The sequence below is a fragment of the Plantactinospora sp. BB1 genome (assembly GCF_003030385.1).
GTDB lineage: Bacteria > Actinomycetota > Actinomycetes > Mycobacteriales > Micromonosporaceae > Plantactinospora.
This window is the reverse complement of the sequence record NZ_CP028159.1, coordinates 1,160,927-1,183,778: the sequence shown is the minus strand read 5'-3', so window position 1 is coordinate 1,183,778 and position 22,852 is coordinate 1,160,927. Positions and strand designations below refer to the sequence as shown.

20 protein-coding genes are annotated in these 22,852 nt (G+C 72.3%); 14 read left to right on the top strand and 6 right to left on the bottom strand.

Going from position 1 to position 22,852, the window contains the following annotated elements; translation table 11 throughout:
- Positions 1 to 82: 82 nt before the first annotated feature.
- From C6W10_RS05110 to C6W10_RS05100, 3 genes are all read right to left on the bottom strand, one after another.
- Positions 83 to 787 (bottom strand): hypothetical protein, encoded by a 705-nt coding sequence (locus C6W10_RS05110; RefSeq protein ID WP_107256976.1) that lies wholly within the window; start codon positions 785 to 787, stop codon positions 83 to 85.
- Positions 788 to 1,053: 266 nt separating this feature from the next.
- Complete coding sequence (locus tag C6W10_RS37895; RefSeq protein WP_234361622.1) at positions 1,054 to 1,707, bottom strand: response regulator transcription factor; 654 nt, start codon at positions 1,705 to 1,707, stop codon at positions 1,054 to 1,056.
- Positions 1,708 to 1,918: 211 nt separating this feature from the next.
- The gene (locus tag C6W10_RS05100; protein WP_107256975.1) at positions 1,919 to 2,956 is read right to left on the bottom strand and encodes a LacI family DNA-binding transcriptional regulator; all 1,038 of its coding nucleotides are present in this window, start codon (positions 2,954 to 2,956) and stop codon (positions 1,919 to 1,921) included.
- A gap of 162 nt (positions 2,957 to 3,118) precedes the next feature.
- On the opposite strand from C6W10_RS05100, the gene C6W10_RS05095 reads away from it, so the two are divergent.
- The 6 genes from C6W10_RS05095 to C6W10_RS05070 all read left to right on the top strand — a co-directional run bounded on the left by C6W10_RS05095 (position 3,119) and on the right by C6W10_RS05070 (position 10,030).
- Positions 3,119 to 4,444: an ABC transporter substrate-binding protein gene (locus tag C6W10_RS05095; RefSeq protein WP_107256973.1), complete on the top strand. Its 1,326-nt coding sequence runs from the start codon at positions 3,119 to 3,121 to the stop codon at positions 4,442 to 4,444.
- The gene (locus tag C6W10_RS05090) at positions 4,444 to 5,367 is read left to right on the top strand and encodes a carbohydrate ABC transporter permease (protein ID WP_107256972.1); all 924 of its coding nucleotides are present in this window, start codon (positions 4,444 to 4,446) and stop codon (positions 5,365 to 5,367) included. The genes C6W10_RS05095 and C6W10_RS05090 overlap by 1 nt, the downstream gene beginning before the upstream one ends.
- Positions 5,364 to 6,314, top strand: a complete 951-nt coding sequence (locus C6W10_RS05085; RefSeq protein WP_107256970.1) for a carbohydrate ABC transporter permease — start codon at positions 5,364 to 5,366, stop codon at positions 6,312 to 6,314. Before C6W10_RS05090 ends, C6W10_RS05085 begins: the two co-directional genes overlap by 4 nt.
- Positions 6,311 to 7,633, top strand: coding sequence for a Gfo/Idh/MocA family protein (locus C6W10_RS05080; protein ID WP_107256968.1), 1,323 nt, complete (start codon positions 6,311 to 6,313; stop codon positions 7,631 to 7,633). The genes C6W10_RS05085 and C6W10_RS05080 overlap by 4 nt, the downstream gene beginning before the upstream one ends.
- Positions 7,630 to 8,478: a sugar phosphate isomerase/epimerase gene (locus C6W10_RS05075; RefSeq protein WP_107263672.1), complete on the top strand. Its 849-nt coding sequence runs from the start codon at positions 7,630 to 7,632 to the stop codon at positions 8,476 to 8,478. Before C6W10_RS05080 ends, C6W10_RS05075 begins: the two co-directional genes overlap by 4 nt.
- Positions 8,479 to 8,656: 178 nt before the next feature.
- Positions 8,657 to 10,030 carry a glycosyltransferase family 2 protein gene (locus C6W10_RS05070; protein ID WP_107256966.1) on the top strand — a complete coding sequence of 458 codons (1,374 nt, stop codon included), beginning with the start codon at positions 8,657 to 8,659 and terminating at the stop codon, positions 10,028 to 10,030.
- A 168-nt stretch (positions 10,031 to 10,198) separates the two neighbouring features.
- On the opposite strand, the gene C6W10_RS05065 is transcribed toward C6W10_RS05070, so the two are convergent.
- Positions 10,199 to 12,811 carry an IPT/TIG domain-containing protein gene (locus C6W10_RS05065; RefSeq protein ID WP_107256964.1) on the bottom strand — a complete coding sequence of 871 codons (2,613 nt, stop codon included), beginning with the start codon at positions 12,809 to 12,811 and terminating at the stop codon, positions 10,199 to 10,201.
- 295 nt (positions 12,812 to 13,106) lie between these two features.
- Here C6W10_RS05065 and C6W10_RS05060 point away from each other — a divergent pair, with 295 nt between their 5' ends.
- The 3 genes from C6W10_RS05060 (at position 13,107) to C6W10_RS05050 (ending at position 15,393) form a co-directional block, all read left to right on the top strand.
- Positions 13,107 to 13,940 carry a TerC family protein gene (locus tag C6W10_RS05060; RefSeq protein WP_107256962.1) on the top strand — a complete coding sequence of 278 codons (834 nt, stop codon included), beginning with the start codon at positions 13,107 to 13,109 and terminating at the stop codon, positions 13,938 to 13,940.
- 132 nt (positions 13,941 to 14,072) lie between these two features.
- The gene (locus C6W10_RS05055; protein WP_199853869.1) at positions 14,073 to 14,444 is read left to right on the top strand and encodes a MerR family transcriptional regulator; all 372 of its coding nucleotides are present in this window, start codon (positions 14,073 to 14,075) and stop codon (positions 14,442 to 14,444) included.
- Positions 14,445 to 14,604: 160 nt separating this feature from the next.
- Positions 14,605 to 15,393, top strand: a complete 789-nt coding sequence (locus C6W10_RS05050; RefSeq protein WP_107256959.1) for a class I SAM-dependent methyltransferase — start codon at positions 14,605 to 14,607, stop codon at positions 15,391 to 15,393.
- A 57-nt stretch (positions 15,394 to 15,450) separates the two neighbouring features.
- Here the strand turns inward: C6W10_RS05050 and C6W10_RS05045 are convergent, their stop codons facing one another.
- Entirely contained in the window at positions 15,451 to 16,617 is a 1,167-nt protein-coding gene (locus C6W10_RS05045) for a calcium:proton antiporter (protein ID WP_234361621.1), read from the bottom strand.
- 504 nt (positions 16,618 to 17,121) lie between these two features.
- Here C6W10_RS05045 and C6W10_RS05040 point away from each other — a divergent pair.
- Positions 17,122 to 17,964: an aldo/keto reductase gene (locus C6W10_RS05040; RefSeq protein ID WP_107256957.1), complete on the top strand. Its 843-nt coding sequence runs from the start codon at positions 17,122 to 17,124 to the stop codon at positions 17,962 to 17,964.
- Between the two features lie 16 nt (positions 17,965 to 17,980).
- Here C6W10_RS05040 and C6W10_RS05035 read toward each other — a convergent pair whose 3' ends face one another.
- Entirely contained in the window at positions 17,981 to 19,426 is a 1,446-nt protein-coding gene (locus C6W10_RS05035; protein WP_107256955.1) for an amidohydrolase family protein, read from the bottom strand.
- A gap of 196 nt (positions 19,427 to 19,622) precedes the next feature.
- On the opposite strand from C6W10_RS05035, the gene C6W10_RS05030 reads away from it, so the two are divergent.
- From C6W10_RS05030 to C6W10_RS05015, 4 genes are read left to right on the top strand one after another with little or no spacing between them, the layout of a single operon-like run.
- A complete protein-coding gene (locus C6W10_RS05030) occupies positions 19,623 to 20,789 on the top strand; it encodes a CaiB/BaiF CoA-transferase family protein (RefSeq protein WP_107256953.1) in 1,167 nt (388 codons plus the stop codon).
- Entirely contained in the window at positions 20,771 to 21,586 is an 816-nt protein-coding gene (locus C6W10_RS05025; protein ID WP_107256952.1) for a citryl-CoA lyase, read from the top strand. The genes C6W10_RS05030 and C6W10_RS05025 overlap by 19 nt, the downstream gene beginning before the upstream one ends.
- A gap of 11 nt (positions 21,587 to 21,597) precedes the next feature.
- Positions 21,598 to 22,479: an extradiol ring-cleavage dioxygenase gene (locus tag C6W10_RS05020; protein ID WP_107256950.1), complete on the top strand. Its 882-nt coding sequence runs from the start codon at positions 21,598 to 21,600 to the stop codon at positions 22,477 to 22,479.
- Positions 22,476 to 22,838, top strand: a complete 363-nt coding sequence (locus tag C6W10_RS05015; RefSeq protein ID WP_107256948.1) for a hypothetical protein — start codon at positions 22,476 to 22,478, stop codon at positions 22,836 to 22,838. Before C6W10_RS05020 ends, C6W10_RS05015 begins: the two co-directional genes overlap by 4 nt.
- The last annotated feature ends 14 nt before the right edge of the window (positions 22,839 to 22,852 follow it).

The window sequence follows — 22,852 nt, the reverse complement described above, 5'->3', positions numbered from 1 at the left end:
CGTGACATCGACGATCCGGCGTCGAACTCCTGTTGCAGGGCGCCGCTGGCCGGGCCAGCCCGACCAGCGGCGACCAGTCCCGCTACGACCCGACGGACCGGGCCGGGGCTCGCGCTTCCCGTACCCGGGAGAAGTGCGCGGCCAGCAGGAAGACCGCGAAGATGACCAGGTTGAGTATCCAGCGAGGGTCGTCGACGTGCAGGGCCGAGCCGAGCCGCTCGCGTTCCGCCTCGGTCAGCGGCGTCGTGGAGCGCTCCGTCTCGGCGAAGTCCAGCCGGGCGGAGGAGAAGACCAGATAGGTCCAGACCCGGTGTACGAAGTACAGCGCCGCGGCGACGACGACGAGGATCCGCCGCCTTCCCGGTCGCCAGCCGAGGACGAGCAGCATCGGAATGACGACCAGTTCGGTCGGGACGTTCCCGAGGATCGCGACCGGGATGCTCGGCAGGAACATCAGCACCAGGGTCTGCCCGGTCAGCGTGGGGCTCTCCAGTGCGGCGTCGAGCATCAGGAGTCCGGCCGCACCGCCGAAGGCGAACAGCGCCATCGTCACGACGCCGAGGGCGACGAGGCCGTCCTCCAGCCAGGCGGCCAGCGTCGCCCTGCCGCGCAGCCAGGTGGCGAGCAGGCCGATCCCGACCCCCCAGCCGAGCGCGACGAGCAGCGCGACCGGGACCGGAAGGAACTCCACCAGGGAGAGTCCCTCGACGACGGCGACGAACGCCACGGCCAGCGCGAGCGGGGGCAGCCATTTCCGGGTACTCCCGACGGGGGTGACCGTCCTCATCGCGGTCCTCCCGTCCCGTGCCCGGGTGGTGGCGCCGACCCGACGACGACGGCGGCGGCGCGTCCGGAGGTCTCCGGCGGGCGTGCGGGGGGCTGGCTCGGCTCGGCATCGCGTCTCATGGTGGTGGCGGGCTCCTCGTCTTCCGGTCACTCGGAGCGGTCGCGATCCGCCTCGGCGGACCGTGCTCCGGTGGGATCGAACGCAGGGGCCCGACGCTAGGCAGCCGACGGTCTGGACCGCGTCTGCCAAATGGCCATGCCGGGGGTTCAGCGGGGGTTTATTCCGTCGTCGACCCGGTCCAGCAGGCCCGCCTGGCGGGCGTGCAGGACCGCCTGGAGCCGGCTCGCCGCCTCCAGCTTGCGGAAGATGCGGTTGAGGTGTGCCTTGACGGTGCCGGGCGCGACGTACAGCGCGTTGGCGATCTCCCGGTTGGAGCGGCCGGCGGCCAACTGGGCCAGCACCTGAAGTTCCCGCTGGCTCAGCGGCTCCACCGGCAGCCGGCGGGACGAGCCGTCCGGCGGTACCGGTCCGGTTGCCGGCGCCTCGGCGGCGTCGCCACCGGCCGGCGGCACGGAGGTCTCCCCGGCCGGAGCGGATCCGTCGTGCCGGACGGACGGCGCCGCCGAGGGCCGGACCGCCCCGTGCGGCCGGCTGCTGGACCGGGCGACGGTCGGGACGGCGCGTACGGCGGCCAGCGCGACCAGCGGGACGAGCAGGCCGAAGGGGAGCATCAGCCACCAGTGCCGGGCGCCGCGCTCGACCAGGGCGAAGGAGAATCCGACCACGACCATGACCCAGACGAAGCAGCCGGTGAGTACCGCGGTCACCAGTACGGCCCGCCGGACGCTCGGCACCCGGAGCCAGTCGACGATCCGCTCACCCGCCCGCCCCCACCGGGAGCGGCCCGCCGTCTCGAACACCGACGCTCACCCCTCGTTCCGTCGTCTGGTCCGGCTCCGCCTGAAGCGACCGGCCGGAACGCCCCCGAACCACGACAGCCGGGGGAGGGGCGGCCGGGAAACGCACCCGGCACACGGACCTGTCGTCGCCCGCACCACACATCATGCCGATCCCGACTGGCATCCGGTACCGCGACCCGCGCCGGCCGGTGTCAGGGCCGGCCGGCCTCGGTCAGGGCCGGCCGGCCTCGGTCGGGGCCGGTCCGGTGGACTGCCGGACGGTGAGGTGGGTGGGGAGCACCACCGAGCGGCGTGGCGGGTGCGGGGTGCTCCGCTCGGCGAGCCGGGAGAGCAGCATGGCCACCGCGACCCGACCGGCCTGGTCGATCGGGGCGGTCAGGGTGGTCAGCGGCGGGTTGCAGAAGTCGGCGCCGAAGATGTCGTCGCAGCCGACCACGCTGAGGTCCTCGGGTACCCGGACGCCCCGGTCACGCAGCCGGGTGAGCATGCCGATGGCGAGCAGGTCGTTGAAGGCGATGCAGGCGGTGGCCCGGGTGTTGACCACGGCGTCGGCGGCGGCGGACCCGGAGGGCCGTTCCGGCGGGAAGGGCCCGACCCGGCGTACCTGGAGGCCGTGACCGGCGGCGGTGGCCCGCATGGCCTGCCAGCGGGCCTCGCTGGGCCAGGAGCGTTCCGGGCCGGAGACGTAGACGATGTCGCGGTGCCCGAGCGAGATCAGGTGCTCGACCGCCTGACCGATCCCGGCCGGGGTGTCGATCACGACGCTCGGCACCCCGCGCGCCTCCCGGTTGATGGTGACCAGGGGTATCTCGGCGGCGAGGCCGATCAGTTCCCGCTCGGAGAGCCGGGACGCGGCCAGGATCGCGCCGTCGAGGGACTGCCGCATCCGGTGCAGCATCTGGGTTTCGAGTTCGCCGGAGTCCTCGACGTCGATCAGCAGGTGCGCGTACCCGGCGGCCTTCAGTTCCTGCTGGGTGCCGCGGATGATGCCGAAGTAGAACGGGTTGGTCACCCCGGAGACGAGTACGGCGATCGTCCGGGTCCGGCCGGAGGTCAACGCCCGGGCCTGCGAGTTCGGTACGTAGTTGAGCTGCCTGGCCGCCGCCTCGATCCGCTCCCGGGTGACCGGGTTGACCCGACCGGGCCGGGTGAGGGCCCGGGAGACCGTGGACGGCGCCACACCGGTGAGCGCGGCGATGTCGGTGATGGTGACCGGGCGGCTGCGCTTGGCTGGCCGAGGACTGTCCACGGAGCACAGACAAGCACAGGTGGCAAAAGTTGGCAAACGATTGCCACCAGATTGCCAGACTGTTACGGTCGCCCTAGTCCGTCGCCGATGTAAATACCTGAATGCCCGCTTCCGTCGCGGCGCATTCCGGCTATCTGCATTTCCTCACGAGGAGCAGGCAACATGACAGCGAAAAGAATCCTCGGCGCGCTGTCCGGCGCGGTCGTCCTTGCCGCGACGTTGACCGGCTGTGGTTCCGACAGCGGCTCGACCAGCGGGGGAGAGACCCTCAACGTCCTCATCGGGGCCAACACCATCTATCCGGAACAGCAGCGGAAATGGTTCGGCGACATCTCCGCCGCATTCGAGCGCGAGTCCGGGGCGAAGGTGAACTTCGAAACGTTCGCCACCCCCAACGACGAGCTGACGAAGATTCAGACCTCCGTGCTCTCCGGGCAGGGCCCGGACATCTACGCGATCGGCACCACCTTCACCCCCACCGTCTACGCCACCGGGGCGTTCCTCGAACTGACCCCGGACGACTGGACCAGGCTCGGCGGCCGGGACCGGTTCCTGCCGGCGACGCTCGGCATCTCCGGCCCCGACCGGGACCACGAGGTGGGGGTACCGTTCACCACCCGGCCGTTCGTGATGGCGTACAACAGGGAACTGCTGGCGGCGGCCGGGATCGACAGGCCGGCGGAGAGCTGGGACGGGCTGCGTGAGCAGGCGAAGCGGCTCACCACCGGCGGCCGTCACGGGATGGCGGTCGCCTACGCCGACAGCTACGACCCGTGGAAGTTCATCTGGGCGATGAGCCTCCAGGCGGGTAACCCGCTGGTCGACGACGGCAGGGCCCGGCTCGACGACCCCGTGGTGCGTACCGCCTACCAGACGTATCTCGGCTGGCTGGCGACCGACAAGGTGGTCGACCCCGCCGCCGTCGGCTGGAAGAACGCCCAGGCGATCGCGGCCTTCGGCGCCGGAAAGGCCGCCTTCCTGCCGATGGTCTCGGCGACCTCCAAGGTCACCCTCGACGCCTCCGCCGTGGCCGGCAAGTACGGCTACGCGGTCATGCCGACCGTCCCGCCCGGCGCCACCACCCGGCCCGCCGGCGGGCAGGACGCCACCAGCATCCTCTCCGGGGACAACCTGGTGGTGGCCAAATACACCAGACACCGCGACCTGGCCCTGGCGCTGGTGAAGCTGCTGACCAGCCCGGAGCAGCAGCGCCGCTACTACGAGACCTTCGGCGAGCTGCCCACCGACGCGAGCGCGGCGGCGGCGTTGCAGGCCGACCCGGCACTGGCCGCGATGGTCGACTCGTCGGCGAGGTCGGTGGCGACCCCGTTCAGCGGGGCGTGGAGCCAGGTGCAGTTGGCCCTGGTCAACGTGGTGGTGCAGTCCGTACCCGGGCTCTCGGCCGGCCGGGTCGACGACGGCCGGCTCGACACCCTGCTGGCCCAGGCGCAGTCGTCCGCGCAGGCGGCGCTCGACAAGGCGAAGTGATGCCGGCAGCCGCCCCGCCACACCGCAGGGTGCGGCGGCACCGTCCGCTGTGGATGCTCGCACCCGGGGCGGTGTTGACCATCCTGGTGGTCGTGGTGCCGCTGGCGGTGGCGCTGCACATCTCCCTGCTCGACCTCGACCAGTACTCGTTCCGGCAGTGGGTGCGGGCGCCCTTCGTCGGGCTGGGCAACTACACCGAGGCGGTACGCGCCTCCGGGGCGGTGCACGCCATCGTGCTCAGCACCTCGTACGCGGCGCTCGTCACCGTGCTGACCCTGCCGATCGGAGTCGCCGCGGCACTCGCCAGCCAGGACCGGTTCCGGGGTCGGGGACTCGTCCGCTCGCTCTTCCTCGTCCCGTACGTCCTGCCGGCGTTCGTGGTCGGCACCGTCTGGCGGATCATCCTCCAGCCCGACGGGGTGGCGAACGCAATGCTGGCCCGGCTCGGCGTCGACGGCGGGCTGTGGCTGAACGGGCCGCGCAGCTTCTGGGCCCTGGTGGTGGTGCAGATCTGGGCGAGCTGGCCGCTGCTCTACCTGCTCGCCCTCGCCGGCCTCCAGGCGGTCGATCCGGTGCTGCACGAGGCCGCCGCGCTCGACGGGGCCGGCTGGTGGACCAAGCTGCGGTACGTGATCTTCCCGCACCTGCGGGGGCCGGTCTCGCTCGCCGTGATCATCGCGTTCCTGCACAACATCAACAACTTCACGCTGCCGTTCGTGCTCTTCGGCGTGCCGAGCCCCCGGGACGCGGAGGTGCTGCCGGTGCTTACCTATGTGGAGAGCTTCCAGAACTTCCGGTTCGGGCTCAGCGCGGCGATGGCGGTGCTCTCCCTGGTGCTGATCGCCGTCCCGCTCGCCGTCTACCTGCGCGCGGTCCGGCTCGACGTCGGCACCGACGGCGCGGCCGAGGGGAGCCGGGCATGACGGTCCGGGAGGAGACGACGACCCGGGGCGCGGTCGCCGCGACACGACGTCCCGGTGGCACCGCCGGGCCCCGGCGCCGCCCCGGTGGTGGCAGCGGCGCGGTCCACCGGCTGCTGCCGGCGCCGCTGCGGGTACTCGTCCTCGCCGTACTGCTGGTCGTGGTCCTCGCCCCGGTGCTCTACATGGTCTTCGCCTCGGTCAGCTCCGACCTCTCGGTGGCCGAGGGCTCCTTCCTGCCCAGCAGCCCCGACCTCGGCAACTACCTGCGGATCTGGTCGACCGTGGAGCTGGGCCGGGGACTGGTCAACAGCCTGCTGGTGGCCGGTGCGGTGGCCACGGCCTGCGCGTTCGTCGCGCTCGGCAGCGCGTACGTGCTGGTCCGGTACGCCTTCCGGGGCCGGCTGGCCATCCTGCGCGGCCTGCTCGCCCTACAGAGCATCCCGGGCACCCTGATGCTGTTGCCGGTCTTCGTGCTCTTCGCCAGCGCCGCGCAACTGCTCGGGGTCCCGGTCATCGGCACCCGGTGGGCGCTGTTCGTCACCTACCTGACCTTCGCGCTGCCCTTCTCCACCTGGGTCATGGTGACCTACCTGCGCGGGCTGCCACCGGAACTGGACGAGGCCGCCCGGGTCGACGGCGCCTCCGCCTGGCAGGTGCTGACCCGGGTCATCCTGCCGCTGAGCTGGCCGGGCCTGGTGGTCGCCGGCATCTTCGCGCTGCTGCTCGGCTGGAACGACGTGCTCTTCGCGTCGGTGCTGACCAACCCCGAGACCCGCACGGCGGCGGTGGCGTTGCAGGTGTTCGGCGCCACCCAGGAGGGCGGGGCCATCCCGGTGTACGGCCAGCTGATGGCCGCCGCGCTCGTCTGCGCCGCCCCGGTGGTGCTGCTCTACCTCGTCTTCCAGCGCTACCTGATCAGCGGACTCACGGCGGGAGGGGTCAAGTGACGACCAGACGTACCGGTGCCGGCGCGGAGCCGGGCGCGAGCCTTCCGCCGATCCCGGTCGCCATCGTCGGCGGCGGTGTCATCGGGCGCAACCACGCCGCCGCCATCCTCCGGCACCCCCGGCTGCGGGTCGGCTGTGTCGTCGACCCGGCGCCGCCGGCCGGTCGCGCGCTCGCCGAGCGGGTGGCGGCGGAGAGCGGCGCCGAGCCGCCGGCCCGGTACGAGTCGCTGACCGACGCGCTCGCCAAGCAGGAGATCGGGCTGGTCGTGGTCTGCACCCCGAGCGGTACGCACGCCGGTCTCACCGAGGAGGCGCTCGGCGCCGGCCGGCACGTCGTGATCGAGAAGCCGTTGGACGTCTCCCTGCCCCGGGCCCGGCGGCTCGCCCGGCTGGCCGCCGAGGCCGAGACCCGGGGACTCGTCTGCTCGGTGATCAGCCAGCACCGCTTCGACCCGGCCAGCCTCGCGGTGCACCGGGCGGTGACGGCGGGCCGGCTCGGCCGGATCACCTCGGCGGTCGCCTCCGTCGCCTGGTGGCGCAGCCAGCGCTACTACGACTCGGCGGACTGGCGCGGCAGTTGGGCGCTGGACGGCGGCGGCGCGCTGATGAACCAGGCGGTGCACACCGTCGACCTGCTGCGCTGGCTGCTCGGGCCGCCGACCGAGGTGTTCGGGTACACCTCCCGACTCGCCCACCAGCGCATCGAGGTCGAGGACGTGGCGGTGGCGACCGTCCGGTTCGCCTCCGGCGCCCTCGCCGTACTGCACGCCAGCACCGGTGCCTATCCGGGGCTCTCGGCCCGGCTCCAGATCCACGGCACCCGTGGCTCGGCGGTCCTCGACGACGACCAGTTGGAGTATCTGCACGCCGCCGACGGGACCGGCCCGGACGGATCGAGCGGCCCGGACGAACCGGCCGAGCCGGGCAACCAGGCGGCCGGGGTGCTGCCGGCGGCGGAGCTGCGCGGCGCGGCGAAGCCGCCGGACAGTTTCGTCCTCGGTCACCTGCGGCAGTACGCCGACATCGTCGCGGCGATCGACGCCGGGCGCCTGCCGAGCATCCGGGTCGAGGACGGGTTCGCCGCGCTGGCCCTGGTCAGGGCGGTCTATCTCGCCGCGACGCTGGGCCGGCCGATCTCGGTCGACGAGGTGGCCCGGGGAGCCTTCGACGACGTACCGGTGACGACGGGGCCGGTGGGCGGCCCGGCCGGGTCGGCGTTGGCCTCCTCGGTCGTCCAGCCCGCCGGTGCGCCGGCGCAGCGGCCGGGGTGGTCGGCGGAGTCGATGGGAGAGCAACGGGAGTGGGAGAGCCGGCGATGAGGTTTTCGGTCTTCACCGCGTCGACCCCGGAGTGGACGCCGGCCGAGGTGACGGCGATCCTCGCCTATCAGGGCTGGGACGGTGTCGAGTGGCGGATCACCGACCAGGACGACGCCCCCGATCCCGGCTTCTGGGCCGGCAACCGGGCGACCTGGCCGCTGACCGGGCTGGAGGAGAGCCTGCCGGCGATCGCCCGGCTCACCCGGGAGGCGGGGCTGGACTTCTCCGCCCTGGGGGGATACGTCCCGTGCCACGATCGGCCGGGCGTCGAACGGATGCTGGCCGCCACCGCGCGGCTCGGCGCCGGACGGGTCCGGGTGACCATGCCGGCGCTCTCCCGGGCCGACTACCGGGAGCTCTTCGCCGCCACCCGTCGGGACCTGGAGTGGGTGGCCGGACGCGCCGCGCGGCACGGCGTCACGGCCCTGGTCGAGCTGCACCACCGCACCGTCGTCGCCTCGGCCTCCGCCGCGATCCGGCTGGTCGACGGGCTCGACCCGGCGGCCGTCGGCGTCATCCACGACCTCGGCAACCTCGTCGTCGAGGGGCGGGAGGACTACCTCGCCGGCTTCCAGATGCTCGGCCCGTACCTCGCGCACGTGCACGTCAAGAATGCCGCCTGGCACCGTACCGGCTACACCCCGGACGGCTCGTCGATCTGGACCGAGGAGTGGGCGACGCTGCGCGACGGGCAGGCCGACGTCGAGGCGTACCTGCGGGCGCTGCACCGGCACGGCTACGACGGGTGGGTGACCGTCGAGGACTTCTCCACGGTCCTGCCGTTGGAGGACCGGCTCCGGGACAACCTCGCCTACCTGCGGGCGATCCGGCAGCGCCTCGGCTGACGTCCGCGCTGTCGTCGTCGAGTACCGAGCCCGATCGGCCGCTTACTTGATTAGTTACTTATGCCAGATTTGTCGCGATTAGAATCGTTGCGGTGCGGAGCAAACGGGTGGTGCCACGCTCGACGACCACCGGACCAGGCAGACCGAGCGTGCTGACCATCGCGGCAGCGGGGCGGCCGTGAGCGGCCCGACCGTCTCGGTGCTGCTGGTCACCTGGAACAGCCGGGACGAGACCCGTCGCTGCCTCGACGCGCTCTGGGCCGCCCGCACCGACGCCGTCCCGATCGAGGTGGTCGCGGTCGACAACGCCTCGACGGACGGGTCCGCCGAGCTGCTGGCCGGGGATCCACGGGTACGGCTCATCCGCAACGAGCGCAACGTCGGCCACGCCGCGGCGGTGAACCAGGCGTACCGGCAGGCCGGCGGGGAGCTGATCCTGCTGCTCACCAGCGCCGTCAGACTGCACCCCGGCGCCCTGGACACCATGGTCGGCTTTCTCCGTGACCGCGCCGACGCCGCCGGAGTCAGCCCGCGTTGTCTGCACCCGGATGCCACGCAGCGGCAGCACCACCTTTGGGTGCCGAGCTTTCCCGCCGTACTCGCCCTCGGCACCCCGCGACGTCGGCTCCCGGGTTTCCGCTCGGCGCTCGACCGGCCCCGGCCGGAGGCCGACGACCTGTCCGGGGCCCGGCCGTTCGGCACCCCCGGTTGCCTGCTACTCCGCCGCCAGGTGCTGGAGCCGGACGGGATTCTCGACGAACGCTTTCCGCTCTACGGGAACGACCTGATGCTCGCCCGCTCGCTGTGGGACGCCGGGCACCGGCTCCGGCTGGTCCCCGAGGCGGTCGCCACGCGCGGCCGGGGCGCCTCCGATCGGCTGCTCGGCACCGCGACACGCACCCGGCACCGCATCGGCGGACTGGTCCGCTACCTGCGGTCGACCGAGCCCCGGCACCGACTGGCGGTGTTCCGGCTCGTGCTGCTGGCCGACCATCTCGGCAGCGGGCTCGCCCGTCGTCCGACGGCCCTGGGCCTGCGCGAGCTGGGCGCGGCACTGCGCGGCGACGTCGGCGTACTGCCCGACGGCGACACCCGGGCGTGGTCGGTGCTCTCCGGCGACGGCCAGTGCGCCGCCGAGCACTACTTCCGGATAGTCACCGGGCAGCGAACGCACGACCAGCGGACCCTGCTGGTGCACCGGCCACGCCGGTTGCGCGGTCGACGGCTCCGCGTCCAGTTCGACGGCGCCTCGGTCTGGCACGCCACGCCGCCGGTCCTGCTCTCCTTCGGTCGGAGTCTGGCACCGGTACGCCGAATCAACCGGTGGTACGCCGCCGCCACCGTCCGACGCTGGCTGCACGACCGGCCCGGGGTCCGGATACTGCGGCTCGACGACACCAGTCGCTACCTGCTCGGCCGGATCGGCGAGGACGAGGTCGTCCCCGCCACGGCGACCCGGTTGCCGGCGCTTCCCGCCGACCGGCGCGGCCGGCTCCCCGGGCACGCCCCGCTTCCGGGTGCCGAAGACCCGCTGCCCTCCGCCCTGACCTGAGCGCCCCCCGCGCCCGAACACCGCCGAGCGGACCACCGAGCGCGGAATCGCCGGACAGGACACGCTCTGCGCATGCCGCCGGCCGTTACCCGGTTAGGAATTCCGGTGCAGCCCGACGCGGGCCCCGGGATGGCTGCATCCCGGGGCCCGCGACGTCTCCGGCTCCGCTCAGCCGACAGCGTGCCCGCTGCGGCGTCGGCGGCCGAGCAGCAGCAGGACGACCCCGAGAGCCGTCACGGCGGCGCTGACCCCGACCAGCGAGATCACCGGATCACCGGTGACGGGGAGCGCCCCGACGTACCGGAAGAAAAGCGTGTTGGAGACGCCGCCCGGCGTGCCGACGGTGATCGCGGCGTCCCCGGTCGGGCAGGCCGGAGTGCGGAACGTCAGCGAGGTGCCGTCCGGGGAGACCGTCACGGCGCTCGCCGGGATGGTACGCCCGCAGATGGTCACCGTCGTCTGCCCCGGTACGAAGCCGCTGCCGCCGACGGTCACGACCGTTCCGCCCGTGGCGGGCCCCTGACCCGGGTCGACCGTCTCGATCACCGGTACCACGGCCTGGTAGGTGAAGCCGTCCTCGGCGACGGCGTCCTCGCCGGGCAGCAGCACCGTCACGTCCACCGTGCCGGGTGTGCCGGGCGGGGCGGTGACGGTGAGCGAGGTACCGCTCGGGTCGACCACCAGGTCGGTGCCGGGGTTGCCGCCGAAGTTGACACCGGTCGCCCCGCCCAGGCCGGTACCGGTGACCGTCACCCGGGTTCCGCCGGTGCTCGGCCCGGTCGGCGGCGACACCGAGGTGATCGTCGGCCCGACGTAGTCGAAGGTGCCGGCGTCGGCGGTGCCGGCCGGGAAGGTCAGGGCGACCTCGGCCGGCCCGGCGGCGTTCGGCGGGGTGACGACGGTGATCGTCGTCCCGGCCGGGTTGACGGTGAAGCCGGTCCCCGGGACGCCGTCGAAGGTGACCCCGGTGGCTCCGGTGAAGCCGGTGCCGGTGATGGTGACGGTGGTGCCGCCGGTGGTGGGGCCGGACGTCGGGTCGAGCCCGGTCACCACGGCGTCGCTGCCGTCGGCCAGGTAGGTGTAGTCGAGCGGTGCCGCCGAGCCGCCCGGTGTGCTGACCACGACGGCGGCCGGGCCGACCGCGTTGGCCGGGGTGACGGCGGTCAGCGAGGTACCGCCGGGGGCGACGGTGACGTCGGTCGCCGGCACCCCGTCGAAGGTGACGGTGGTGTCACCGGGAACGAAGCCGGTACCGGTGATGGTGACGGTCTGGCCGCCGGACTGTGGCCCGGAGTCCGGGTCGATCGCGGACGCGGTCGGTGCGACCGCCTGGTAGGTGAATCCGTTGGGAGCGACCGCGTCGGCCCCGGGGATCAGCACGGTGACGTCGACCGGGCCGGGTGCGCCGGGCGGGGTGGTGACGGTGAGCGAGGTGCCGCTCGGGTCGACCACCAGGTCGGTGCCGGGGTTGTCCCCGAAGGTGACCCCGGTGGCTCCGGTGAGGCCGGTACCGGTGATCGTCACGCTGGTGCCGCCGGTGCTCGGGCCGGTGTTCGGAACGATCGAGGTGATCGTCGGTGCGACGTAGCTGAAGGTCGGCGCGGTGACCCGGCCGGCCGGGAAGACGACCTCGACCAGGGCCGGGCCGGCCGGGTTCGGCGGGGTGACGACGGTGATCGTCGTCCCGGCGGGATCGATGGTGAAGTCGGTGCCGGGCAGGCCGTTGAAGTCGACCCCGACGGCGCCGGTCAGGCCGGTGCCGGTGATGGTGACGGTGGTGCCGCCGCTGGTCGGGCCGGAGGTCGGGGTCAGGCCGGTGATGTCGGCGTCGCTGCCGTCGGCCAGGTAGGTGTAGTCGAGCGGTGCGGCCGAGCCGCCGGGGGTGGTGACCACGACGGCGGCGGGGCCGACCGGGTTCGCCGGGGTGACGGCGGTCAGCGAGGTGCCGCCGGGTGCCACCGTGACGCCGGTGGCGGGTACTCCGTCGAAGGTGACCGTGGTCTCGCCGGGCGCGAAGCCGGTACCGGTGATGGTGACGGTCTGGCCGCCGGACTGTGGCCCGGCGTCCGGGTCGATCGCGGACGCGGTCGGCGGCGCGGGTGCCGGCGGGCGTTCACAGGTTGCCTGGGCCACGATCACGGTGCCGACCGGGATGGTCACCGGCTCGCCGAGCACGGTTCCGGTCAGGGTGAGCGTGGCCAGGATGGCGGTCGCCGCCGCGCCGGCCGCGGTGGTGGTCTCGGTACGGGTCAGCGTCGCGTTGAGGGTGGCACCGAGCAGTCCCGGTACGGTCACCCCGGCGCTGCCCTGCACGCTCGGGCCGTTCGCCGTCAGGACCACGGCGGTGCCGAAGAGCGAGAGGCCGGCGAGCGTGGTCCCGGCGGTCTGTGCGCCGACCAGTGGGCAGATGGCGGTGGCGCTCGCCTCTCCGGCGTCGAGCACGTCGATGCCGAGCACCGTCAGGTTCAGGCCGTTGACGCTGGAGAAGGCGGAGGAGGCGGTCGCGCCACGGGTGGCGGTCACCTCCTCGACGGTGCCGTCGGCGGCCACCCCGGTCGCCCCGGTCAGTGAGATGTCCACCAGGGTGGAGGTGTCGGTGCCGCCACCGGCCGGCGCGGTCGCGCTGCCGATCGTGGCGTCCGCGTCGATGACCACGATGCCGGCGACGTCGGCGGAGAGGTCGACCACCAGCCCGCGGGCGTTGGCGGAGCCCGGCTGGGCCAGGGCGGGTGCCGGCAGGTGCAGTACGGCGCCGGCGGCGACCAGTGTCACCGACAGCATGGACAGCGTTCTCCGAATGGACGTCACGTTTCCCCCGTGGAATTTCAGGCGCGGTACCGGTGGAGGGCAGACGCGGAGTCCCGCCCTTACCTCCGAAGAACGAGACAAATTGGGACGGGTTACGCGAAACCTCACAGAAGGTACTTAAGCGATGACACTCTGTCATCGCTGGATCCCGGGAGAGCGGGCCTCGGCCCCGACCCGTGCCCGTCTCACCTTCAGCAGGACGTGGCACTGTATGGTTTTCGCACCCGCTGGCAACCCCGGGCCGGCACGCCGAGACGTCGAGGGTGACATGGAGTTCTTGAGCAGCCCCGAGCTGTGGGTGGCGTTCGCGACGCTGCTGCTGCTGGAGGTCGTACTGGGCATCGACAACGTGGTGTTCATCTCGATCCTGGCCGGCCGGTTGCCCGAGCACCAGCAGGCACGGGCCCGCACCATCGGCCTGTCCCTGGCCCTGATCACCCGGCTGCTGCTGCTCGCCTCACTGTCCTGGGTGATCGGACTGACCGCACCGCTCTTCACGGTTCTCGGGCAGGAGATCTCCGGCCGCGACCTGATCCTCTTACTGGGTGGGTTGTTCCTGCTCGGCAAGGCGACATATGAGATCCACGAGCATCTGGAGGGTGCGGAACACGGCCGCTCGGCCCGGGCCACGTCCTCGTTCGCCGCCGTGATCGCCCAGATCCTGGTCCTCGACATCGTCTTCTCGCTCGACTCGGTGATCACCGCGGTCGGCATGGTGGACCAGTTGTTCATCATGGTCGCGGCCGTCGTCGTCGCGATGGTGATCATGCTGGTCTCGGCCGGCGCCGTCAGTCGGTTCGTCAACACGCATCCGACGGTCAAGATGCTGGCCCTGTCGTTCCTGCTACTCATCGGCGCCAGCCTGATCGCCGAGGGCTTCGACCAGCACATCCCCAAGGGATACGTGTACGGCCCGATCGCGTTCTCCATCTTCGTCGAGTTCCTCAACCTGCGGGTACGGGCCCGGCAGCAGCGCAGCGCGGCGCAGCCCGTGCACCTGCACCCCACCTACGTGAAGTCGTCCGAGACGAAGTCGTCCGGGACGGAGAACTCCGGGACGAAGTCCTCCGAGACGGAGAACTCGACCCCGTCGGGCGGCTGAGGAGGCCGCCCGGAGCCGGCGCCCTTCGGGGACCTTCGCCGGTCGGTTCCGCCTGCCGCTTGTACAGTTTCCACAGCGCCGGACGAGGCTAGGAGGTGCACCGTCGACGCGACCTTGTTGCGGATCGGGGAGGTGGCCGCGCAGGCCGGCGTCTCACCGCGCACCGTCGACTTCTACACCAGCCTGGACCTCATCGCCCCCGCCGCCCGCTCCGGCGGGAACTACCGGCTCTACCACCCCGAGGTGATCGAGCGGATCGCCACGATCCGTGCCCTGGAGGCGCAGGGTGTGCCGTTGCAGGAGATCGCGGCGGCGCTGCGTCAACCCGTGGCCGAGGACCTCGACGCCAAGCTCGACCAGCTCGACAGCGCCCTGCACGCCCTCCAGGCCGCCGCCCGGCACAGCGACGAACATGCCCACGGCCTGCTCACCGCGCTCACCGCCCGCGCACACGCCCTCATCGCGACGGCCCTCGACCTCACGTCCGGGCTACCCCCGGTCTGACCGGTCCGCCCACCGCACGGTGAGCCGGCCGGCGTCGGGCAGCCGGGACCCGGGCCGACCCTGGGGCGGCCTGTCCCGTCGACTGTGGACAGCCGGAGCCGCAAGACGGGTGCCCGGAAAACCAGGCGGCGATCCACGGCCCGGCCGCTAGCGTGGGGCGATGAACCCTGACCCGGTGACGCACAACCGAGCCGCCTGGGACCGGCAGGTCGAAAAGGGCAACGAATGGTCCCGCCCGGTCTCGGCGGAGACCATCGCCCACGCGCGGGCCGGGGACTGGTCCGTCGTACTGATCGGCTACCAGCCGGTCGACCGGGCCTGGTTCCCGGCCGACCTCGCGGGCGCGGACGTGCTCTGCCTCGCCTCCGGCGGCGGCCAGCAGGGCCCGACGCTCGCCGCCGCCGGCGCCCGGGTCACCGTCTTCGACAACTCACCGCGCCAGCTCGAACAGGACGAGATGGTGGCCGGCCGGGACGGCCTGGAGTTGCGGACGGTCCTCGGCGACATGCGCGACCTGTCGGTCTTCGCCGACTCCTCCTTCGACCTGGTCTTCAATCCGGTCTCGAACCTCTTCGTACCCGAACTCGCCCCGGTGTGGCGGGAGTGCTTCCGGGTGTTGCGCCCCGGCGGCGCGCTGCTGTGCGGTTTCGTCAACCCCGACGTCTTCCTCTTCGACCACGAGGCGTTGGACCAGCGCGGCGAGCTGGTGGTACGCCACCGGCTGCCGTACAGCGACCTCACGCACGTCCCGGCGGAGGAGCGTGAGCGGCTCTGGGGTACGGACGCGCCGCTGGAGTACAGCCACACGCTGGCCGAGCAGATCGGCGGACAGCTCGCCGCCGGCTTCGTCGTCGTCGGGTTCGCGGAGGCACCGCACCACTCCGACGCCACCGCCGGCTGGCTGCCCGGCTACTTCGCCACCCGGGCGGTCAAGCCGGCTCCGCACTGACCAGCCGAGAACGGAGCCGCGCAGCTCCGCCCGACCCAGGCGCGGACCCGGCCCACCTCAGGGGTTGGTGGCGAGGAAGAGGAACGCGGCGCAGACGGAGACGTGCACGGCGCCCTGGAGTACCGTCGCCCGGCCGGGCATCACGGTCAGGATGCTGACGGCGGCGGTCAGCGCCAGCAGCACGATCTGGGTCGGGCCGAGGCCGAGCAGGAGTGGACCGTCGAGCCAGATCGAGGCGATCGCGATGGCCGGGATGGTCAGGCCGATGCTGGCCATCGCGGAGCCGAGGGCGAGGTTGAGGCTGATCTGGACCCGCCTGCGGCGGGCGTTGCGGGCCGCGGCGATGGTCTCCGGCAGCAGGATCAGCAGGGCGATGAGCACGCCGACGACCGCGTGCGGCAGGCCGGCGCCGGTGACGGCGTTCTCGATGGTGGTGGACTCCACCTTGGCCAGGCCGACCACCGCGACGAGGGCGGCGACGAGCAACCCGAGGCTGGCCAGCGTGGTACGCGTGGAGGGCGCCGCCGCGTGCTCGTCGTCGTCCGGGTCGGTGTCGTCCGGGTCGGCGTCGGGGAGCGGCGGCACGGGCTTGCGGCGCCGCTGGGCGGGTGCGTCCTCGACCGGCAGGAAGTAGTCCCGGTGGCGGACGTTCTGCACCACGACGAAAAGGGCGTAGAGGACCAGCGACGCCACCGCGGCGAACGCCAGTTGGGCCCCGGTGAACTCCGGCCCCGGCGTGCTGGTGGTGAAGGTGGGCAGGACGAGGCTGAGCACGGCGAGGGTGAGGACGGTGGCCAGCGCGGCGCCGGTACCCTCGGCGTTGAACGGCGTCACCCGGCCGCGCGCGGTGGCCACCAGCAGCGACAGCCCGACGATGCCGTTGCAGGTGATCATGACAGCCGCGAAAACCGTGTCCCGGGCCAGCGACGCCGTGCCCGGGCCTCCGGAGATCATGAGCGTGATGATCAGGCCCACCTCGATGACGGTCACGGCGACCGCCAGGATCAACGAGCCGAACGGCTCTCCGACCCGGTGTGCGACGACCTCCGCATGGTGCACCGCGGCGAGCACCGAGCCGGCCAGCAGGAGCACCACGACGACCTCGACCGCGACGGGCAGGTCCCGCCCCCAGACCGCGACCAGCGCCAGCACCGCGAGCAGCGGGAGAGCCGTGGCCGAGCGGTTGATCGACTTGCCCGACGTGGTGGCCGGTGGCGGTGTCAATGCAGTCCCTTCCGGTGGCGGTCGACGCCCGCTTGTGCCGGCACGACGGCCACTTTACCCGGTGGCCTCGCCGGCCATGACCAGCACGGACCTACCTCCGGTAGATCGACTGGGGACCGTGGCCGTCGGGGCGGTGTCGCCGTCGGCGCGGCCTCGGGGTGGTGGTCGAGCGGACGCGGACGCGGCTTCCGTCGTCCGTCCACTCGGGCGCCGTCGCGCCTGGCCGGGGCCGGGCGGCCCACCCGGGCGACGGATCGCGGTCCCGGTCGGCCGGTGGGCCCGGCCGGCGCCTTCCGCCGCCGGCAACGCCCGGTGCCGGCTCTCCTCCCGGGTACGTCCGCTGCCGGGCTGCCGACGTACCCCTTGGGGACCGGGCCGACCCATTGGCCGGTAACGGCATCCGCCGTGCGAGACTCCCCACCTCGACGTGTTTGGCCGATGGCGCAACGGGTAGGCGGCGAGCCGCTGTCGTCAGTACGCGTCCGCACGCTGCCGGGAGGCCAGATGACCGTCGTGATGCCCGCGATCACGTTGCCGTCGGGCCGGACGATGCCGGTGCTCGGCCAGGGAACCTGGTATCTGGGGGAGAGCCCCGGGAAGCGGCAGGACGAGATCGCGGCGCTGCGCACCGGGCTGGACCTCGGGATGACGATGATCGACACCGCCGAGATGTACGGCGGCGGCTCCGCCGAGGAACTCGTCGCGTCGGCGATCGCCGGGCGCCGCGACGAGGTGTTCCTGGTCGACAAGGTGCTGCCGGTGAACGCCACCCGCCAGGGCACGGTACAGGCGTGTCGGCGCAGCCTGCGACGGCTCGGCACCGACCACATCGACCTCTATCTGCTGCACTGGCGCGGCAGCCATCCGCTGGCCGGGACGATCGAGGCGTTCGCCGAGCTGGTGGCGGCGGGCGACATCGGGCAGTGGGGGGTGAGCAACTTCGACCTGTCGGACATGGTCGACCTGATGGCGGCGGGCGGCACCGACTGCGCGGCGAACCAGATCCTCTACAACCTGACCCGGCGCGGTCCGGAGTACGACCTGCTGCCGTGGCTGGCCGAGCACCGGATCCCGGTGCTGGCGTACTCGCCGATCGAGCAGGGTCGACTGCTCGGCGACGGCCAGCTCTCGGAGGTCGCGGCCCGGCACCGGGTCACGCCGGCACAGGTGGCGCTGGCCTGGGTGCTGCGGCAGGACTCGGTCGCCGCCATTCCCCGCTCGTCGGATCCGGGGCACACCCGGGAGAACGCCGGAGCACTCGAACTGCGTCTCGGCGAGGAGGACCTGGCCGCACTCGACGCGGTCTTTCCGCCGCCGAGCGGCCCGCAGCCGCTGGAGATGCTCTAGCCTCCGCCGCCGGTGCTCAGCGCTTCCACTGGGCCGAGCCGGCGTCCCACTCGGTGTACGTGTACGGGTTGTCCCGCACCTTCGTCTCCGGGACGTCCGGGTTCATGCCCTTCGCCCAGGCGTCCCGCCCCATCGACTCGATCAGGTATTCGACGGTCCGCTCCACCGCGCGCCGGGCCTGACCGAGGTCGACGCCGACCAGCCGGTGCCGGTGCTTGACGAGCCGGCCGTCGACCAGGACGGTGTGCACGTCGCCGCGCTGCGCCTGGAAGGCCACGTGGCCGTACGGGTTGAGGATCGGGAACATCACCGGCGAGTCGTCGTTCTTGATCAGTACGATGTCCGCCTTCCTGCCCGGTGCCAGGCTGCCCACCCGGTCGTCCAGGCCGAGGGCGCGGCTGCCGCCCCGGGTGGCCCACTCGACCACCTGCTCGGCACGCAGGTGGCAGTGCGTGATGGTGTCCTGCCGGCCGTGCGCCTCCAGGTGTTCCCGGGAGCGGTCCGCGCCGAGGGTGGCGCGCATGGCGGTGAAGAGGTCGCCGCTCCACCAGACGCTGGTGTCCATGGAGAGCGAGACCGGGATGTCGTGGTGCCGTAGCTGCCAGGTGGGCGGGTAGCCCTGGCCGGCGCTCTGCTCGCTCTCGGTGGAGACCGAGACCGAGCCGCCGGTGGCGGCGATCCGGTTGTACGAGTCCCGGGTCAGCGTGGCCGCGTGCACGTAGACGCTGGCCGGGGTCATGAAGCCGTTCTCGTGCATCAGCCGGATGCCGTCGTCGTTGGTGGCGCCCCAGACCCCGGCGTGGGTGGTGACCGGTACGCCGAGTTCGCGGGCGACCTCGAAGGCGGCCCGCTCCGGAAAGGCGGGGTCGCCGGTGACGTCGAAGGCCATCTGGAAGCCGAGCATGTCGCCCCTGCCGGCGATGCGCCGCTCGACGAAGTCGCGGAACTCCGGGCTGGTCGCCCACTCCCACGGCCCCTGCTGGATGTTGCCGTAGGCGAGGACGAAGCGGCCGGGTACCGCCTCCAGGGCGTCGACGGCGGCGTCGGCGTGCTGCGGGGTCTGTAGCCCGTGCGACCAGTCGACGGTGGTGGTGACCCCGGCGTCGATCGCCTCGATGGCGGCGAGCAGGTTGCCGGCGTAGATGTCCTCGGGCCGGAAGAGCTTGCCGGACTCCAGGTAGTACCAGACGAAGTACTGGGTGAGCGTCCAGTCGGCGCCGTAGCCGCGCATCGCGGTCTGCCACATGTGCCGGTGGGTGTCGATCATCCCGGGCATCACGATGCCGCCGCTGGCGTCGATCTCCAGCGCGCCGTCCGGGGCGGTCAGCCCGACGCCGACCTCGGCGATGCGGTCGCCGACCACGAGTACGTCGCCGCCGGCCAGCACGGTGTGCGCGTCGTCCATGGTCAGCACCAGCCCGTCGCGCAGCAGCACCGGGCGGTCGGACTCGGTCGTGGCCATCGCCAACTCCCATCGGCGGAGTGATCTACGCGGACGATCGTCCGTATAGCGGGCGCAACAGGTGGCGCAATTATTGTCCCGGCGTTTCGCGCCTGTCAACGAGCAGTATTCGTGCCCGGAGGTTGACAGCGGTGGTTGGCCGCGAACAGACTTGCGAGCACGGACAAACGTCCGCGAGACGGACGGAGGCAGGAGCATGGCGGATCAGCCGGGTACCGGTGACACGCCGGGACCGCTGGCCGGACTGGTGGTGGCGGACTTCTCCCGGATCCTCGCCGGCCCGTACGCCACGATGCTGTTGGCGGACCTCGGCGCCGACGTGATCAAGGTGGAGGGACCAGCCGGGGACGACACCCGCACCTGGATGCCACCGGTCCGGGACGGGGTGGCCACCTACTACCTCGGAATCAACCGGAACAAGCGGTCGATCACCCTCGACCTGCGGTCGCCGGAGGACCTCGCCGTGGCCCGCGCCCTCGCCGCCCGCGCCGACGTGATGATCGAGAACTTCAAGCCCGGCGGCATGCGGCGGTTCGGCCTCGACTACGAGTCGGTGGCGGCGGAGAACCCCGGCATCGTCTACGCCTCGATCAGCGGCTTCGGCACCGGAGCCGGCGCCGCGCTGCCCGGCTACGACCTGATGGTGCAGGCGATCTCCGGACTGATGAGCCTCACCGGCGACCCGGACGGCTCGCCCTACCGGGCCGGCATCTCGGTCTTCGACGTGATGGCCGGGATGCACGCCAACATCGGCATCCTGGCCGCACTGCACCACCGGACGGCCAGCGGTCGCGGTCAGCACGTCGAGGTCAACCTGCTCTCCTCGGCGCTGTCCGGACTGGTCAACCACAGCAGCGGCTACGTCGCCGGCGGGGTGGTGCCGTACCGGATGGGCAACGCCCACCCGAGCCTCTTCCCGTACGAGCCGCTGCCGGTCGCCGACGGGGAACTGATCGTCATCGCCGGCAACGACGGCCAGTTCCGCAAACTCTGCGAGGTGCTGGGGCTGCCGGAACTGGTCGACGACCCCCGGTTCGGACGCAACCAGGACCGTACCGCCAACCGCGAGGAACTCCGCCCGCTGCTGGTCGAACGGCTGCGTACCCGGACCCGGGACGAGTGGTTCGCCGACCTGATCGCCGCCGGGGTGCCGTGCGCGCCGATCAACACCATCGACCGCGGGGTCGCCTTCGCCGAGCAGGTCGGCCTCGACCCGGTGGTGACGCTGGGGGAGGGGGCCGACGCGGTGCCGATGGTCCGCAACCCGATCACCTTTTCGGCCACCCGTCCCCGGTACGACCTGCCCCCACCGGGGCTCGACGAGCACGGCGAGGAGATCCGCGCGTGGCTGACGAAGAACTGAGCTTTCCCACCTCGATCGGCACCTCCGACGCCGACAGCATCCGGCTGCTCGGCCACGACCTCGCGACCGAGCTGATCGGCCAGGTGGGCTTCGGTGAACTCGCCTTCTGGCTGGTCGCCGGGCGCCGACCCACCCCGGCCCAGGTACGCGTCTTCGAGGCGGTGCTCGTCTCGCTCGCCGACCACGGTTTCACCCCGACCGCGATCGCCGCCCGGGTCACCTACCAGAGCGCGCCCGAGGCGTTGCAGGGGGCGCTCGCCGCCGGACTACTCGGCGGCGGCTCCCGGTTCCTCGGCGTCACCGAGGACTGCGGCCGGTTCCTCGCCGACACCCTGGCCGGGCTGACCGGGCTGACCGACCTGACCGAGCTGCCGACCGACGACGCCGGCTGGGACACCCTCGCCCTGGCCACCGTCACCCGGGCCAGGGCCGAACGCCGGCTCGTCCCCGGACTCGGGCACCCGGTGCACAAGGTGCACGATCCGCGTACCCCGGTGCTGATCGCGCTCGCCGAGCGGGAGGGGCTGCGCGGCCCGCACCTGCGGCTCTTCGAGGCGATCGGCCGGGTCCATTCCCGGGTGCTCGGTCGTACCCTGCCGTTGAACGGTGCCGGGGTCTGCGGCGCCGCCCTGGCCGACCTCGGGCTGCCGCCGGAGCTGCTGCGCGGCTTCGCGCTACTGGCCCGGGCCGCCGGGCTGCTGGGCCACCTGGCCGAGGAGCGCCGCACCGGCATCGGGATGGAGATCTACCGCACCGTCGACCGCAACGCCCGCTACACACCCCCCGACCCCGCCTGAGAGGAGCCGCGATGGCCACCATCGCCGCGGTGATCGCCTCCACCCACCATCCGTTCTACTACCGGGCCAGCACCGCGCAGGGCGAGGACCGGCCGCCCTTCGCGGACGAGTGGGTACGCAAGATCCTGGCCTTCCGGGAGACGCTCACCCGAGCCAACCCGGACGTGCTGGTGATGGTCGGCTCCGACCACTTCCACCAGCTCTGGCTGGACAACATGCCGCAGTTCCTGATCGGCAAGGCCCCGTTCTACGACGCGAACTGGTACAACGAGGAACGCGAGTTCGGGCTGCCCCGGATGCTGCTGCGGGGCCAGGAGGAGCTGTCGGCACACCTGCTGCGCCAGGGGCTGGACGCCGGCTTCGACCTGGCGTTCAGCAACGAGCTGCGGATCGACCACAGCATCACCTGCCCGATCATCACGCTGCGTCCCGAGGCGGACCTGCCGATCGTGCCGATCTACACCAACATCTTCGCGCCGCCGCTGCCGCAGCCGAAACGGTTCGTGCAGCTCGGCCAGACCGTCCGGGAACTGGTCGAGTCCTGGCCGAGCGACCTTCGGGTGGCGATCGTCGGCACCGGCCACCTGTCGCTGGAACTCGGCGGTCCCCGCCAGTTCGGCCCGCACGGCCCGGACCCGGAGTTCGACCGGAAGGCGGTGGAGTGGATCGCCACCGGCGACCTGGAGCGCTGCCTGGCCGAGGTGACCCTGGAGAGCCTGCACTCGCCCGGCAACGCCACCCACGGCTTCATGGACTTCATGCTGATGATGGGGGTGGCCGGGGCGGGCGCCAAGGCGGACCACGTCGACACCCTCGACCTGTTCCACACCATGGAGGCGTACTTCACCTGGTATCCGAACGGGGTGCCGGGCGGGACGGGGGTGGCGTCGTGAGCAGGTACCTGCTGAACAAGTTCCTCTACACCGTGGACCGGGACGCCGAACTCGTCGAGCGGTACCGGGAAGACCCGCGCGGCACCGTCGCCTGGTGGGAGGCCGAACGCGCCAACGCGGTGCTGAACTGCCACACCGGCGAGGCGAGTACCTGGCTGCGCTTCACCGACACCGAGCGGGAGGCGCTGGCCAGCCACGACTACGTCAAGCTCTTCGAGCTGGGCGCGCACCCGTTCCTGACCCTGACCCTCTTCATCGCGATGTTCGAGCGGGACCACCCCGAACCGCTCGCCTTCCAGAAGCACTACGCGGCCCGGCTGGCGCACTTCGCGCTGCCGTACCCGGACATCGCGACCTGAGCCGCGCCGCCGCC